The 14,606-nt window shown below is 52.5% G+C and carries 8 protein-coding genes and 1 pseudogene; 4 read left to right on the forward strand and 5 right to left on the reverse strand.

Features of this window, described 5'->3' with window-relative positions; all coding sequences use genetic code 11:
• Positions 1-20: 20 nt before the first annotated feature.
• From fucP to E7747_RS09620, 5 genes and pseudogenes are all read right to left on the reverse strand, one after another.
• Positions 21-1,322 carry an L-fucose:H+ symporter permease gene (gene fucP / locus E7747_RS09600; RefSeq protein WP_136415633.1) on the reverse strand — a complete coding sequence of 434 codons (1,302 nt, stop codon included), beginning with the start codon at positions 1,320-1,322 and terminating at the stop codon, positions 21-23.
• A gap of 63 nt (positions 1,323-1,385) precedes the next feature.
• Complete coding sequence (locus E7747_RS09605) at positions 1,386-1,775, reverse strand: L-rhamnose mutarotase (protein WP_123614301.1); 390 nt, start codon at positions 1,773-1,775, stop codon at positions 1,386-1,388.
• A gap of 96 nt (positions 1,776-1,871) precedes the next feature.
• Positions 1,872-3,650, reverse strand: a complete 1,779-nt coding sequence (fucI, locus tag E7747_RS09610) for an L-fucose isomerase (RefSeq protein WP_136415635.1) — start codon at positions 3,648-3,650, stop codon at positions 1,872-1,874.
• A 115-nt stretch (positions 3,651-3,765) separates the two neighbouring features.
• A complete protein-coding gene (locus E7747_RS09615; RefSeq protein ID WP_136415637.1) occupies positions 3,766-4,458 on the reverse strand; it encodes a vitamin B12 dependent-methionine synthase activation domain-containing protein in 693 nt (230 codons plus the stop codon).
• A 26-nt stretch (positions 4,459-4,484) separates the two neighbouring features.
• Positions 4,485-5,497: pseudogene (locus E7747_RS09620) on the reverse strand (uroporphyrinogen decarboxylase family protein).
• A 159-nt stretch (positions 5,498-5,656) separates the two neighbouring features.
• Between E7747_RS09620 and E7747_RS09625 the strand changes: the two are divergent.
• The 4 genes from E7747_RS09625 to E7747_RS09640 all read left to right on the forward strand — a co-directional run bounded on the left by E7747_RS09625 (position 5,657) and on the right by E7747_RS09640 (position 14,561).
• Positions 5,657-7,495: a right-handed parallel beta-helix repeat-containing protein gene (locus E7747_RS09625; RefSeq protein ID WP_136415639.1), complete on the forward strand. Its 1,839-nt coding sequence runs from the start codon at positions 5,657-5,659 to the stop codon at positions 7,493-7,495.
• 130 nt (positions 7,496-7,625) lie between these two features.
• Complete coding sequence (locus tag E7747_RS09630; protein WP_136415641.1) at positions 7,626-9,887, forward strand: glycoside hydrolase family 31 protein; 2,262 nt, start codon at positions 7,626-7,628, stop codon at positions 9,885-9,887.
• A gap of 11 nt (positions 9,888-9,898) precedes the next feature.
• A complete protein-coding gene (locus tag E7747_RS16790) occupies positions 9,899-12,880 on the forward strand; it encodes a homocysteine S-methyltransferase family protein (protein ID WP_136415643.1) in 2,982 nt (993 codons plus the stop codon).
• Between the two features lie 76 nt (positions 12,881-12,956).
• Positions 12,957-14,561 (forward strand): sodium:solute symporter family transporter, encoded by a 1,605-nt coding sequence (locus tag E7747_RS09640; RefSeq protein WP_136415644.1) that lies wholly within the window; start codon positions 12,957-12,959, stop codon positions 14,559-14,561.
• Positions 14,562-14,606: the final 45 nt, after the last annotated feature.

A 14,606-nucleotide genomic window follows, 5' to 3' on the forward strand; every position in this document is an offset into this window, starting at 1 on the left:
TGTCTCGATTTTAAATTGTCTTAGTCGCGTGCGCGGCGGATGCCGTAGACGATTATGACGAGGAAACAGATAAGCGGGAGGATGAACGAGATATTGACGGCGGGGAAGTTTCCGATAGTACCGCAGTCTATGATGCGTGCTTGAAGCGGGGGGAGGACAGAGCCGCCGAGGATGGCCATGATAAGGCCGGCAGCACCAAACTTGGCATCATCGCCCAGACCGTTGAGGGCAATACCGTAGATTGTCGGGAACATGAGCGACATACAGGCCGATACGCCGACGAGACAGTAGACTCCCATGCGGTCCTGAAATAATATCACGCCTGCGGTCAATATCGCAGCCACGACGGCGAGCACGGCGAGAAGTTTGCCAGCGTTTACATAGCGGAGCAGGTAGGTGCAGACGAAACGGCTGCAGCAGAAGATGGCCATTGCGATTATGTTGTATTTCTGCGACAGCACTTCGGCTGCCTTTTCGTCCATGCCTTCAAGCATGAACACGCGTGTGCCGTACTGGATGATGAATGTCCAGCACATGATCTGTGCCCCGACATAGAAGAACTGGGCTATTACACCTTCGCGGTAGCGGCCAATGGAGAAGATGCGTCGGAGAGTCCCGAAGAAATTGATGGAGTGTGACTGGTCACCGTTCTTGGGCATACGGGTGACGGCGATGACGACAAACATCATCAGCACCACGAGGCCGATAAAGACGTAAGGGGTGATGAGGGTAAGCAGGTCGGCATCGCGGACTGCCTCAAACTCGGCATCGCTCAGTGCGGCGCGCGCCTCGGTCTCCATCGGGTTCAGACGTGCCTGAATGAAGTTCATGGCTACCCACATGCCCATCAGCGAGCCGACGGGATTGAACGACTGTGCCATGTTGAGACGCCGTGTGGCGGTCTCTTCCGAACCCATCGAAAGGATGTAGGGGTTACAGCTCGTCTCGAGAAACGATAGTCCGCACGTAAGGATAAAGTAGGCGATAAGGAAGGGATAGTAGCTTCCGGTGAGCATCGCGGGATAGAAAAGGAACGCTCCGACGGCATAGAGGCCGAGACCGGTGAGCACACCGGCTTTATAGGAGAAACGGCGGATAAACATCGCTGCCGGGAATGCCATTGCGAAATAGCCTCCGTAGAAAGCCACCTGCACCAGAGTGCCGTCTGTCACACTCATGCGGAATATTTTAGAGAAGGCTTTCACCATCGGGTTGGTGATGTCGTTGGCAAAGCCCCATAAAGCAAAGCAGCTCGTGATCAGGATGAACGGCACGAGATAATTGATGCCATTGTAGCGAAGGAGTGATTGATTCTCTTTCATTGGTGATTGATGTAGGTCTTTTTTTGATGTTAAGGTAAGAAATCAGATGTCTTTAGCCGGACTTCAGTCATAGAGATGAAACACCCGTTCCATCGGCTGCCATTTTTCGGCCGACGACGCTCCGGGAGCTGCTACCTGAAAAATCGACATGTAGTCTTCCCATTCCTGCTGGCGCGGGAGGGTTGCGAGCCGGGCCATCGCGGCTTCAAGGTCGAGGTCGGCCGGAGCTTCGAGAATCATCATCAGCCGCGTCCCGCGGAGATAGATGTCCATTTCAAGGATTCCGACTTCCTTTATTCCCGCAAGGATTTCGGGCCAGAAATTTTCTTCGGCATGGCGTTTGCGGTATTCTTTGATAAGTTCCGGGTCATCTTTGAGGTCAAGTGTGCGGCAATATCTTCTGACGGGGACTTTGTATTCCCTCATTAGATAGCCGGTCTCTTTGTTTTCCATAGGGAGAAATATGTTTTAGTAAGAAGGGATTTTGCAGAGTGTCATCAGTGTGTGTGACATGCTACTGCAAAATCCCTTTCTATGACGAAACTTTAATTACTTATAAATAGGACCGTAGGTTGCACATGCGCGGTAGTCAGAACCTTCCTTATCCATTCCGAACGCATTCCATGCCGCAGGACGGAAAATCTTCTCGTCCTCTACATTGTGCATGCAGACGGGGATGCGGAGGATCGAAGCGAGGGTGATGAGGTCGGCACCGATGTGGCCGTAGGAAATCGCGCCGTGGTTTGCACCCCAGTTGTTCATCACTGAGTATACATCCTTGAACGCGTCGCGGTCGGGGCAGAGACGGGGCACGAACCAAGTGGTTGGCCATGTCGGGTCAGTGCGCATGTCGAGCACCTTCATGATTTCGGGATCTACATCGGCGGTCCATCCTTCTGCAATCTGTAGCACCGGGCCGAGACCTTTGACGAGGTTGAGTCGCATCATGGTCACGGGCATTCCGCCTTTGGTGAGGAAGTTCGACGAGAAGCCGCCGCCACGGAAGTAGTCGCGGTCAGCGGGATACCATGTGGTAGCGCCGAGACATTTTTCAACATCGCTTTCGGTCATTTCCCACGGTTCTTTCATCATCGGGTTGCCCTCTGCGTCAGACACCTGTCCTGTTCCGTCGAGAGTTGTGGCGCCCGAGTTGATGAGGTGGATCATACCGTCGGCTGCACGGCCTGTAAGCTCCTTGCCTGTAACGCGCTTCACTGCTTCGGGACTCCAGTAGGTGCGGACGTCGCTGAAGAACTGTGCGCGGTTGGTCAGAAGGTGGCCGAAAAGCATTGCGATGCCGTTGCAGCAGTCGTTTTCGGTAGCGAATACAAATGCCTCGCGGATGCCGTTCCAGTCAAATGAAGTGTTGAGGAGCGCTTCGGAGAAGTCACCATTGGGATAGAAGTCGGTCCATTGGCGCTGACCCTGAAAGCCGCCGGCGATTGCGTTGTGGCCGAGTGCTTCTTCAAGATATCCCATTTCACGGAGTTTGGGATTGCCCTGCATGAGGTCGCGGATGATGAGGGTCATCTTCACAACGAATTCCCAGTCAGCGTCTTTTTCTTCGCGGGTCTTTTTCTTTTCGGGACGGTTCTTGAAATCCTCGCCTTCGCGTGGCTTGCAGTATTTTTCGGTCCAAGCCATTGCTTTTTCATATTCTTCGTGGTCATAGATGCCGAGTGTGATGCGGCGGGCAACTTCGGTCATGTCGACCTGTTCGGCACGGATACCGAGATATTCCTGAAGGAAGTCGGGGTCTACGATCGAACCTGCGATACCCATTGCAACATTGCCGACAGAGAGATAAGACTTGCCTCTCATGAGAGCGACGGCGAGGGCTGCGCGGGTGAAGCGAAGGAGCTTTTCGGCCACATCGGCGGGAATCGAGTTGTCGTCAAGATCCTGCACGTCGTGTCCGTAGATGCCGAACGCGGGAAGACCCTTCTGAGCGTGGGCGGCGAGCACGGCTGCGAGATATACGGCGCCGGGACGTTCTGTGCCGTTGAATCCCCATACGGCCTTCGGCCAGTGGGGGTGCATGTCCATTGTCTCAGAGCCGTAACACCAGCATGATGTCACCGAGATAGTCGCGCCTACGCCTTCACGTTCGAATTTTTCCGCACATGCCGCAGCTTCGGGCACACGGCCGATAGTTCCGTCGGCGATTACGCATTCAACCGGCGAACCGTCGGGATAACGGAGGTTGGCTGATATAAGGTTGGCCACGGCTTTGGCCAGATTCATTGTTTTGTCTTCAAGACTTTCGCGGATGCCTCCCTGACGAGCGTCGATGATGGGACGGATACCGATTTTAGGGTAAGTGTTCATGATACTGAAATGATATTTCTTGGTTTTTGTTGTTCTATTATTCTTTATTTATGTATTTGTTGTGTATTTATAGGTGTATGCTGTGCAAAACTACAGAAAAAAACTGATAATGTCTCTATCTGCGCGACGGAATTTTGCGTTTGTAGCATTGCTTGAAATCGCAGAGTCCGCAGGAGTATTCCAGTTTCCTTACGTTTTCACCAAGTCCGATGACACCGCTGACCGATTTTATGGGTGTCATCAGGCTTGACGGCGTGAGCGCCACCCCACAGGGCTTTTCTTCCGGAAAGAGCCTGAACAGATCCTGCTGTCCGCTGACGTGCCATCCGCAATATCCCGGGCTGAACCTGTTGGTGTGCCGCCATCCTGACGGATCGAGCAGGCGTTGCAGTTCCTCCTCCATGCAGTCGGCGGCCTTTTCGGCAATCACGCTGCCTATCGCGTCGGCAATGAACACCTTCACCATGTCGCCGTCGTCCATGAGCTTGTGTTGGAACTCCTCAAACTCTGTGCCGGCGGTCGCGATGAAGAATGTGTAGCGCGACGAACCGCGCAGTTGCCGGCTTATGATGCGTCCGACCGAGAAGTCCCTGCCCATGACGGTGAGAGTGGCGCTGTCGGGGTCGAGCTTTCCGTCTGTGACGAAGAAACAGAAGCCGGGACGCACGAACCGGGCCACACATGCGAGCATTTCGTCTGTCTCTCCGACGGTCATTGCATCGGGTGCAGCCGTGCCATAGCCCATCTGCTCGTAGATTTCAGGCAGTCCGATGGCAAGGTCTTCGAAATTTAGCTCGCGTTTGATCATAGGCAGCTTTAGGGATTATCGGATGGTTATGAGTTCTTTCTGTTATATTCTTCAAGTTCCTCGAAAAATGCGTCGATGTTGGCGAACGGCGTGTGGGGGGAGTGTCGCAGCCGCTCGACAGGACGAAATTCGGATAGTCTCGCATGCGTCCGAGCAATTCGGCCGTAGCCTTGTGCATGGCCTCAGGAGTGGATTCCTTGAACACTGAAACCGGGTCGAGATTGCCCATAGCAAGTGCTGTGGGTGGAATCTCGCGGATCACTTCGGCCATGTCGCATTTATTGCCGAAGTGATATGCTCCCGCACCTGTTGCAGCCATAGCCTTGGTGCAGTGGCCCGTGTTTCCGCAGTTGTGGAGAATGATTGTGAAATAATCGTCCTGCACCTGATCGACTATCTGTTTTACATAGTCTGATGAAAAGCGCTTGCAATCTTCGTCAGACATGAGTCCGGCGGCAGGTTCGGCCATCACCACACCGTTGACACCTGTTTCCTTCAGTGCCTTGCAGTAGCGGAGTATGTATTCCGTACATTTCGCGAGAAGGGTATGTGCGGCTTCCGGATTCTGATAGATGAGAATCATGATTTCCGACATATCGTAAAGTCGTCCTGCGAGTGAGAACGGGCCGATACATCCTCCAAGCACGGGACGGTCGGTTATCGAGCGTGCAGCCAGTAGATTGGCCTTGATGTATTCAGGCACGCGCCCGGCGCGGAGAGAGGGGACTTTCAGCCGTTCGATATCCTCTGGCGAGTTGAGCATGTGGCCTATGACGGCGGGTACTTCATTCTCGGGAAACGAGATTTCAGCGCCGAAAGCCTCGGCCTCTACCGTGAGATCCATTATGACGGTAGCGGCTGCGGTCGGATATTTCTTTGCCAGAGCCTCTATCGCCTTGTGGTGGACATTTCCGTCGCTCACGGCCCGGAGGACGGTTTCACCTATGATTTCAATTCCCGGATGAGTCATGATAGGTATCGCAGCTATATCTTTGCGCCTGATAATGTCCTGCATCCAGCGGGTCATATTAATTTTCATGGTTTTTTACAATATGTTGTAGTCGCATGTTTTTGATTTCTGTCTGCAAATATACTTCTTTTCAGCTGAATTCTCTATAAATATTTTTCAATTTCATTGAGAATTCGTACTTTTGTCATACATTATGTAAGAATTAAATTTAGAGCTAAACAAAATACCATGAGATTTTTAACTCTACTTATTGCTTTAGTGCTTGCGTCGGCTATCGGATCACATGCAGGAAATATCTATGTTTCGGCATTGAAAGGTGACGATAACGCTCCCGGAACTGTCGCCCGGCCATTGAAATCGGTGGGCGAGGCGCTGAAACGTGCACGTGAATGGCGTCGGTTGAAAGCCAAGGAAGCCGCCGGCGACATTAGGATAATACTTGAGGGTGGTGTATATCGCCAGGCCACCCCGCTTTTTTTGCGTCCCGAGGACAGCGGTACGCCTGAATCGGCCACGGTAATCTGTGCGCCGAAAGGTGAGACAGCCGTCATCAGCGGAGGTGTTGAGGTCAAAGGCTGGACAAAGGGTTGTGACGATCCGCGTGTCGCCGGACATCTGCGTGACAAAATCTGGGTTGCCGAAGCACCGCTCTCAGCCAGCCGCATAGTCGAGACCCGTCAGCTCTATGTCAACGGACGCAAGGCGCAGCGCGCTTCGCAGTTCGCACCCGGAGTAATGGAACGTATGGTTGATTTCAACGCTGCTGGCCGCACGATTACCGTTCCCGCTCCCTCTGTCGACCTGTCTGCCGCTCGACAGCTCGAAATGTTCGTCCATCAGCGCTGGGCCATAGCCATACTTCGAGTGAAAGACATGGTCACCGACGGCAACGGCAACACCGTCGTTTCGTTTCACGATCCTGAAAGCCGTCTGGAGTTCGACCACCCGTGGCCTCAGCCTGTGATTGGCGGCGAGCGTGGAAATTCATCCTTCTTCTTTGCAAATGCGCTTGAATTGCTCGATACACCCGGAGAATGGTATCAGGACTATCCTTCGGGACGAATCTATTACTATCCTGTGGAATCTGACGGCGATATGAACGGCGCGGAGGTGACAATCCCTCTGCTTGAGACCATTGTCGCGGTCGAAGGAAGCCGAGAGCGCAATGTCGGCAATATCCGTTTTGAGAATGTCGGTTTCGAGCATGCTGCATGGCTGCGCCCGTCGGTCGAAGGCCATGTGACTCTGCAGGGAGGTTTCCGGCTGCTTGATGCCTATAAGCTCCATATTCCCGGTCTTCCCGAAAAGGCCGAGCTTGAAAATCAGGCTTGGATAGCACGCCCTGAGGCGGCAATAACTGTGAGACATGCGGGCAATATCGATTTTAAGGACTGCACTTTCCGTCATCTCGGGGCTACCGGGCTTGACTATGTGACAGCCGTGAGTGATTCGGAAGTCACAGGATGCCTCTTTGAAGACATCGGCGGCACTGCCTTGCAGATGGGAGCTTTCCCCGATGGCGGTTTCGAGACCCATGTACCCTATGTTCCGTCTGTTGCCGGCGATATATGCCGCAACATCAGTGTGAAATCCAACATTATCCGCGACGCGACAAACGAGGACTGGGGATGTGTGGGCATCGGTGCGGGCTATGTAAGGGATGTGACGATAGCCGACAATGAAGTCTCTCATCTGAACTATTCAGGCATTTGCGTGGGGTGGGGGTGGACTCCTCTTGAAAGCGGAATGTCGAACAACCGCATTACCGGCAACCATGTACACCATTTCGCCGCCCAGCTCTATGACGCGGGAGGTATATACACTCTTTCCAACCAGCCCGGTTCAGTGATAGCCGGCAACCGTATAGACAATCTGATTGATGCCCCTTATGCGACAAACAACAGGGCTTTCTATATTTATTTTGACGAAGCTACCGACGGTTATACCGTTGATGGCAATCATTGTCCTGATGCTGAGTTCGGTTATAACCGTCCAGGTCCGAAGCTTGTTGTCGGTGACAACGGTCCGCATATCAGCCTTGATTTGAATCTGCCTGAGAAGCGCTGACGCTTATTCATCAGCCTGATGTCCGGCATTCAGATTTTGCAGACAGTTCTTTATCAGTCTGCATTTTGACAGTTTATATAAGTTTGCGATAGCAGAAAACATAGAAAAAACATTACGATAATCAACAGAAATGAAACCGACCAATTATCATTTATTTGATTTTCTTGACTTTGACGTAGATTTAAAGCGCGACGAATCGCTATGGAAATCCTGCAGCCCGACTGCGGTAGAAGTAAGGGACGGCGATGTCCTTGTTACTGTTCCCTTTCAGAAGCAGGTGCTTGCCAACGATATGGCAGCCGATGAATCGGCTCCGCGTGAGAACCATACACTTATCATACGGCAATACGGACCGAAGATAACCCGTGTGTTCATGGGTTTCGGAGAGATTGAGATGACCGACGATTCCGAGATGCTTATGCTCAGCGAGCGTGTTGTTAAAATGCCTCTCGACGCGAAATTCAATGATGGCGAGTGGATCATATCGACAGCCGATGGCATACGCCGCGCGGTCATCAACATGCGCGAGCCGCTTCTTGACCGTTGGAGCACCTTGCTCCCCGATCCGCAGGAGACTCTTGATCTCCGGCTCTTCCCCGACGGAAAGCGTGAAGTGCGTCTTGCTGCCTACGACCATTTCTCGCCACCACGCTACGATGCACTCCCGCTTGCCTATTGCAAGCTTGACGGCAAGAAGGAGCGTGCGACTCTTTCGTTTGAATGTAAGCCCGATGAATGTTTCGGCGGTACGGGCGAGCGATTCGCCAAGATGGATCTTAGCGGTCAGACGTTTTTCCTGAAAAATCAGGATGGTCAGGGTGTCAACAACCGTCGCACATATAAAAACATCCCGTTCTATGTGTCGAGCCGCATGTATGGCACATTCTATCACACCACCTCGTGGTGTAAGCTCTCGCTTGCCGGACATTCGGCACGCTCGGTTCAGTTTATGAGCGACCAGGCGCTTGTCGATGCCTTCGTCATCGGTGGTGATTCAATCGAGGAGATTGTAAGAGGCTACCGTGACCTGACAGGCTATCCCACCATGCCACCGTTATGGAGTTTCGGAGTGTGGATGAGCCGAATGACATATTTCAGCGCCGATGAGGTCGACGGAATATGTGACCGTCTGCGTGAAGAGCACTATCCCTGCGATGTGATCCATCTCGATACAGGCTGGTTCCGCACCGACTGGCTTTGCGAGTGGAAATTCAATCCCGAGCGTTTCCCTGATCCGGAAGGATTCCTGAAGGGATTGCGCGACAAGGGATTCCGTGTGTCGCTGTGGCAGCTCCCATACGTGGCCAAGGATGCCGAACAGATTGACGAGGCTCGCGAAAACGACTATATAGCCCCGCTTACGAAGCAGCAGGCATCAGAGGGTTCGAACTTCTCGGCTCTTGACTATGCCGGAACTATTGATTTTACCTATCCTGCCGCTACCGAGTGGTACAAAGGTCTGCTTAAAGAGCTTCTCGATATGGGGGTGGTATGTATCAAGACCGACTTCGGTGAAAACATTCACATGGATGCCGTATATAAAGGTATGAAACCGGAGCTTCTCAACAATCTCTATGCGCTCCTCTATCAGAAGGCCGCATACGAGATTACAAAGGATGTGACCGGCGACGGCATCGTGTGGGCGCGTGCTGCTTGGGCCGGCTGTCAGCGTTATCCTCTCCATTGGGGCGGTGACTCATGCAGTTCGTGGGACGGTCTGGCCGGATCACTCAAGGGTGGCCTTCATTTCGGCTTGTCGGGATTCGCTTTCTGGAGTCATGACGTGCCGGGCTTCCACACTCTGCCCAACTTCATGAACTCTGTTGTTGACGATGATGTCTATGTCCGCTGGACGCAGTTCGGCGTATTCTCGTCGCATATCCGTTATCACGGCACAAGCAAGCGTGAGCCTTGGCATTATCCCGCGATTGCTCCGATTGTGAAAAAATGGTGGAAACTGCGCTACGGTCTGATTCCATACATCTATGCCGAAAGCGAGCGAGCGACCGTAAGCGGTTCGACTCTTGTGCAGGCGCTGATATTCCATCATCCCGATGATCGTACATGCCGTCACATCGACGATGAATATTATTTCGGTGACAGTTTCCTCGTCGCTCCCGTCATGAATTCAGAAAACCGTCGCGACATATATCTCCCCGAAGGCAAATGGGTGAATTTCTTTACAGGCGAAGTGGCCGATGGAGGTCGCTGGCTGAAAGATGTCGAAGTTCCACTCGACGAGATGCCTGTCTATGTTAAATATGGCAGCGACATACCGTTCTATCCCGAAGCCGTTGACTGCACCGACCAGATGGACATGGCCAAGACTGTCAGCCTCCATGTCGACGATGAATTCAAGGGTATATGGAACGAGAAACTGTTTAACGAATAAATTCCGCAGAAATGAATACTTGGAAAGAGAATCTTGAGGAAACCAAGCAACACTATATAGACTGGTGGAATCACAAAGGGATTGTGCTCAACATGTGGGAGCATTTTCAGGAAGGGGTCAAGCCTCACGCCGATATTCCCGCACCGGCTTCACCGGCTGATTTAAATCAGAAATGGTTTGACCCGAAGTGGCGTGCCGAATATCTCGACTGGTATGTGGCACACAGTTCGCTGAAAGCCGACATGCTCCCGGTAGCCAATACCCAGCTTGGTCCGGGTTCGCTTGCCGCGATACTCGGCGGTGTGTTCGAGGGCGGTCCTGATACAATCTGGATTCACCCCGACCCAGACTATACGGACGATATAAAGTTTGACGAGAACCATCCAAACTGGATTCTTCACAAAGAGCTTCTCAAGGCATGCAAGGCCAAGGCTCAGGGACATTACTATGTCGGTATGCCTGACCTCATGGAAGGTCTTGATGTACTTGCGGCCATAAAGGGTACTGACAAGGTGCTTCTCGACACCGTGATGCAGCCCGAAGTGCTCGAACGCCAGATGCAGCAGATCAACGACATATATTTCCGTGTCTATGACGAGCTTTACGATATAATACGCGAAGGCGACGAAATGGCATTCTGCTACTTCTCGTCGTGGGCCCCCGGCCGCATGTCGAAACTCCAGAGCGATATCTCGACTATGATAAGCGTCGAGGACTACCGCCGTTTCGTGCAGCCGTTCATCCGTGAGCAGTGCCGTAGGATTGACTATACGCTCTATCACCTCGACGGTGTAGGCGCGCTCCACCATCTGCCGGCGCTCCTTGAAGTCGAGGAACTCAACGCCATCCAGTGGACTCCCGGTGTCGGCGAACCTCAGGGCGGATCACCGAAGTGGTATGACCTTTACCGCCGTATCCTTGACGGAGGTAAGAGCATCATGGCTTGCTGGGTGACTCTCGATGAACTTAAGCCTCTCCTTGACAATATCGGTGGCAACGGCGTACACCTTGAAATGGATTTCCACAATGAGGCCGAGGTCGAGCAGGCGATGAGGATTGTTGAGGAATACCGTTACCGCCCGGCTGCCCGGCGTGATGATTCGGATGTGATGAAACTGACATCCGATAATCAGGATGTGTTTGATGCCGATGCAGAGGTCGAGCGCATAATTGATAAAGTTGAAAGTGAGGCTGCCGGAGCGGACGCTCCTTCGGTTCTTGTAATCGATGAGGAATCCCCGCTGCTCAAGGCTATGGAGAGACGTGTGCTCGTGCTTGACGGCGCAATGGGGACGATGATACAGTCCTGCGGACTTACAGAGAATGATTTCAGAGGAGAGAGATTCGGCAGTCACGAATGTGCGTTGCGAGGTAACAACGACCTGCTGTCGATAACACGGCCTGACATCATCCGTGATATTCACCGCAAGTATCTTGAAGCCGGCGCGGATATAATCAGCACTGATACTTTCAACGCGCAGCGCATTTCAATGGCCGATTTCAGGCTCGATGGAATATGCCGTGAAATAAATCTTGCGTCTGCCGGTCTCGCTCGTGAACTGGCCGATGAATACACTCGCAAGACTCCGTGGAAGCCTCGTTTCGTTGCCGGTTCAATGGGCCCGACAAGCAAGACTTGTTCGCTCAATACGGAAAGTGTACAGCCCGGATGGGCCACTTTCAGCTACGACATTCTTCTTGAAGCATACGAGGAACAAGCTTCGGCACTGATCGAAGGAGGCGTTGACATTCTTCTCATAGAGACGATTTTTGATGTCAAGAATGCCGATGCGGCCATAAAGGCAGCAGTCAAAGCCATGCGCAAGGCTGGAAAGACACTGCCGCTGATGCTGAGTTTCACTGTCAAGACTCCCGACGGATACAATATGCTTGGCCAGTCGGTCAGCGAATTCATAGCCGGGCTTAAAGATGTTCCAGTCCTTTCTGTCGGCTTGAACTGTGTGAGAGACATCAGTGAGATGATTCCGTTGCTTGTCCGTCTCGGCATTGAATGCGACTACAGGATAAGCGCATATCCTAATGCCGGTCTGCCTGATGACAACGGCAACTATGGACTGTCGCCCGAAATGCTTCAGGCTGCCATGTGGCCGTTGCTCGACGGACATGTGGTCAACGTAATAGGCGGTTGCTGCGGAACGACCGATAAGCATATTGCCGCACTTGCACGCATCACAGAGCCGGTCAAGGGGTTGTGGCTTTCGCCTCACTGCCCGGGACTGAAATCGGATGTGGCAGAAATCAAGTCTGGCGAAAAAACGCGTTACCGTGAGCCTGTGATTGCCCACGGTGTGAACTGCGACTGCTGTCCTCCGGCCAATATGAATCCTGAGTCTGTGGCAGTCAGCGACGACGCTGTGTTTGAGGCAATCCTTTCCGGCAAGGCCGACGACGCTGCTGCTGCGACCAAGGTTCTGGTTGACAAAGGTGTCGCTCCTCAGGAGATAATCAACGGCCAGATGATACGCGCTATGGCTGAGGTCGGACAGCGTTTTCAGGACGGCAAGGCATTCGTGCCGCAGCTGCTCATGGCCGGACGCGCCATGAAGTCAGCTCTTGAACTTCTGAAGCCGATGCTTGCAGGCGGCGCAGCCGCTACGCTCGGAAAGGTTGTCATCGGAACAGTCAAAGGCGACCTCCACGATATAGGCAAGAATCTTGTAGCCTCTATGCTTGAGGGCTGTGGCTTCGAGGTCATAAATATAGGTATAGACGTGCCCGCCGAGACCTTTGTCGATGAGGTTCGTAAGAGCGGGGCAGATATATTGTGCATGAGCGCCCTCCTAACCACTACAATGACCTATATGAAAGATGTCATCGTAGCGCTTGAAGAAGCCGGAATCCGCGATAAAGTGAAGGTGATGGTGGGCGGTGCCCCCGTAAGCCAGACCTTTGCGGATGAAATCGGTGCAGACGGCTACAGTGATAATGCTAATACTGCGGTTGCACTCGCGCGTCGACTTGTCGGCGCGTGAGTGTGACTCACTCACGATTGTTGACTCATTAATCCACATTTATGCTTTATTTACCTAAATCTAATGAAAATATAAAATGAATGATTTATCAATGCGGCCGATGGACTGGGTGGTCCTGATTGCCTATTTTGTCGTGCTGCTGGCCATTGGCCTGTGGGCAAGTTCGAAGACCAAGAAAGGCTCTCACAAGTTTCTTGCCGGAAATTCTCTGAAATGGCATCATATCGGATTCTCCATGTGGGGGACTAATGTAGGACCATCGATGCTCATAGCCTCGGCGAGCGCCGGTTTCGCGGCCGGTATAGTGTCAGGCAACTATGCGTGGTATGCCTTTGTGTTCATAGCTCTACTCGCCTTTGTGTTTGCTCCCCGCTATCTTGGAGAGAAAATCACGACTCTTCCTGAATTCATGGGAAAACGTTTCGGCGAATCGACGCGTAACATGCTTGCGTGGTACACGATAGTCACCGTGCTGATTTCATGGCTTGCGCTGACACTCTTTGCTGGTGGCATCATCATCCGTCAGGTCTTCGGGATTCCGATGTGGTTCTCTGCGTTCATCCTGCTTGCGATTTCGGCATTCTTCACTATCATTGGCGGACTGAGGGCGATAGCCTATACGAATGTCTATCAGATGGTGTTGCTGATTTTCGTATCGGCGACGCTGACGGTTGTCGGCATCTGGCATCTCGGCGGAGAGTCCGTTGTGGGAGGCATAAACACTCTGGCAGATTCGAGTGTAGTCCCCTCGCACTACTGGAATCTCTTCCAGCCAAACGACCACAAGGAGTTCCCGTGGCTACCGATTCTTCTCGGCTATCCGATTTCAGGTCTGTGGTTCTGGTGCACGGACCAGTCGATGGTTCAGCCCGTACTTGCGGCACGTGACCTGAATGAAGGACAGAAAGGAGCGAATTTCACCGGCTGGCTGAAGATACTTGACGTAGCTATCTATATCATTCCCGGAGTGGTCTGCTTCGCGCTTTGGAAAAAAGGCTTTTTCGGCGATGCCATAATCGAGCCTGACCATGCCTACATGACACTTGTTTCGAGCCTGTTCCCGGTCGGAATGGTAGGACTTGTGATTGCTGTGCTTACAGCAGCTCTCATTAGCACTATCGGTTCGGCTCTCAATGCCCTCAGCACCGTGTTCACGATGGATATCTATGTCAAGAATATCAACACCGAGGCTACACAGGCCGAAATCGTGCGCACCGGCCATATTGTGACCGTAGTCGGCGCTCTCGTCTCTATTCTGATTACGATAGCCGTTGACAATATCAAAGGCATGGATCTTTTCAATGTGTTCCAGTCGGTGTTGAGCTTCATCGCGCCTCCGATGGCGGCAGTTTTTGTCATGGGTGTGTTCTGGAAGCGCTGCACGACACTTGCTGCAAACATAGTCCTGACATTCGGTACGATTTTCAGCATCGGATGCGGTGTCCTTTACCTGTGGGTAATACCCAATGCCACTGAGCACGTCCATTTCATGATGCTTTCATTCCTCATATTCGTAGTCCTTATCATAACTATGATCGCTGTGAGCATGATGGATAAAGCTACAGTCGAGCGTGCGCCGATGACTGTCATAAAAGGCAGGATGTCGCTCAGCGTTCAGATGGCATGGCTTGCTCTTGCTGTCGTGATGGTGGGACTTTACGTGTTCTTCAACGGCCATTGAAACCACTGTCATAATACAATAAGCCGGTCGGACGCGACAATATCC

Origin of the sequence: Duncaniella dubosii (assembly GCF_004803915.1) — a bacterium.
GTDB lineage: Bacteria > Bacteroidota > Bacteroidia > Bacteroidales > Muribaculaceae > Duncaniella > Duncaniella dubosii.

Excerpts from the sequence above, each read along its gene's own strand:
- fucP (WP_136415633.1), bottom strand. The coding sequence starts at position 1,322 with ATGAAAGAGAATCAATCACTCCTTCGCTACAATGGCATCAATTATCTC.
- E7747_RS09605 (WP_123614301.1), bottom strand. The coding sequence starts at position 1,775 with ATGGAAAACAAAGAGACCGGCTATCTAATGAGGGAATACAAAGTCCCC.
- fucI (WP_136415635.1), bottom strand. The coding sequence starts at position 3,650 with ATGAACACTTACCCTAAAATCGGTATCCGTCCCATCATCGACGCTCGT.
- E7747_RS09615 (WP_136415637.1), bottom strand. The coding sequence starts at position 4,458 with ATGATCAAACGCGAGCTAAATTTCGAAGACCTTGCCATCGGACTGCCT.
- E7747_RS09640 (WP_136415644.1), top strand. The coding sequence starts at position 12,957 with ATGAATGATTTATCAATGCGGCCGATGGACTGGGTGGTCCTGATTGCC.
- E7747_RS16790 (WP_136415643.1), top strand. The coding sequence starts at position 9,899 with ATGAATACTTGGAAAGAGAATCTTGAGGAAACCAAGCAACACTATATA.
- E7747_RS09630 (WP_136415641.1), top strand. The coding sequence starts at position 7,626 with ATGAAACCGACCAATTATCATTTATTTGATTTTCTTGACTTTGACGTA.
- E7747_RS09625 (WP_136415639.1), top strand. The coding sequence starts at position 5,657 with ATGAGATTTTTAACTCTACTTATTGCTTTAGTGCTTGCGTCGGCTATC.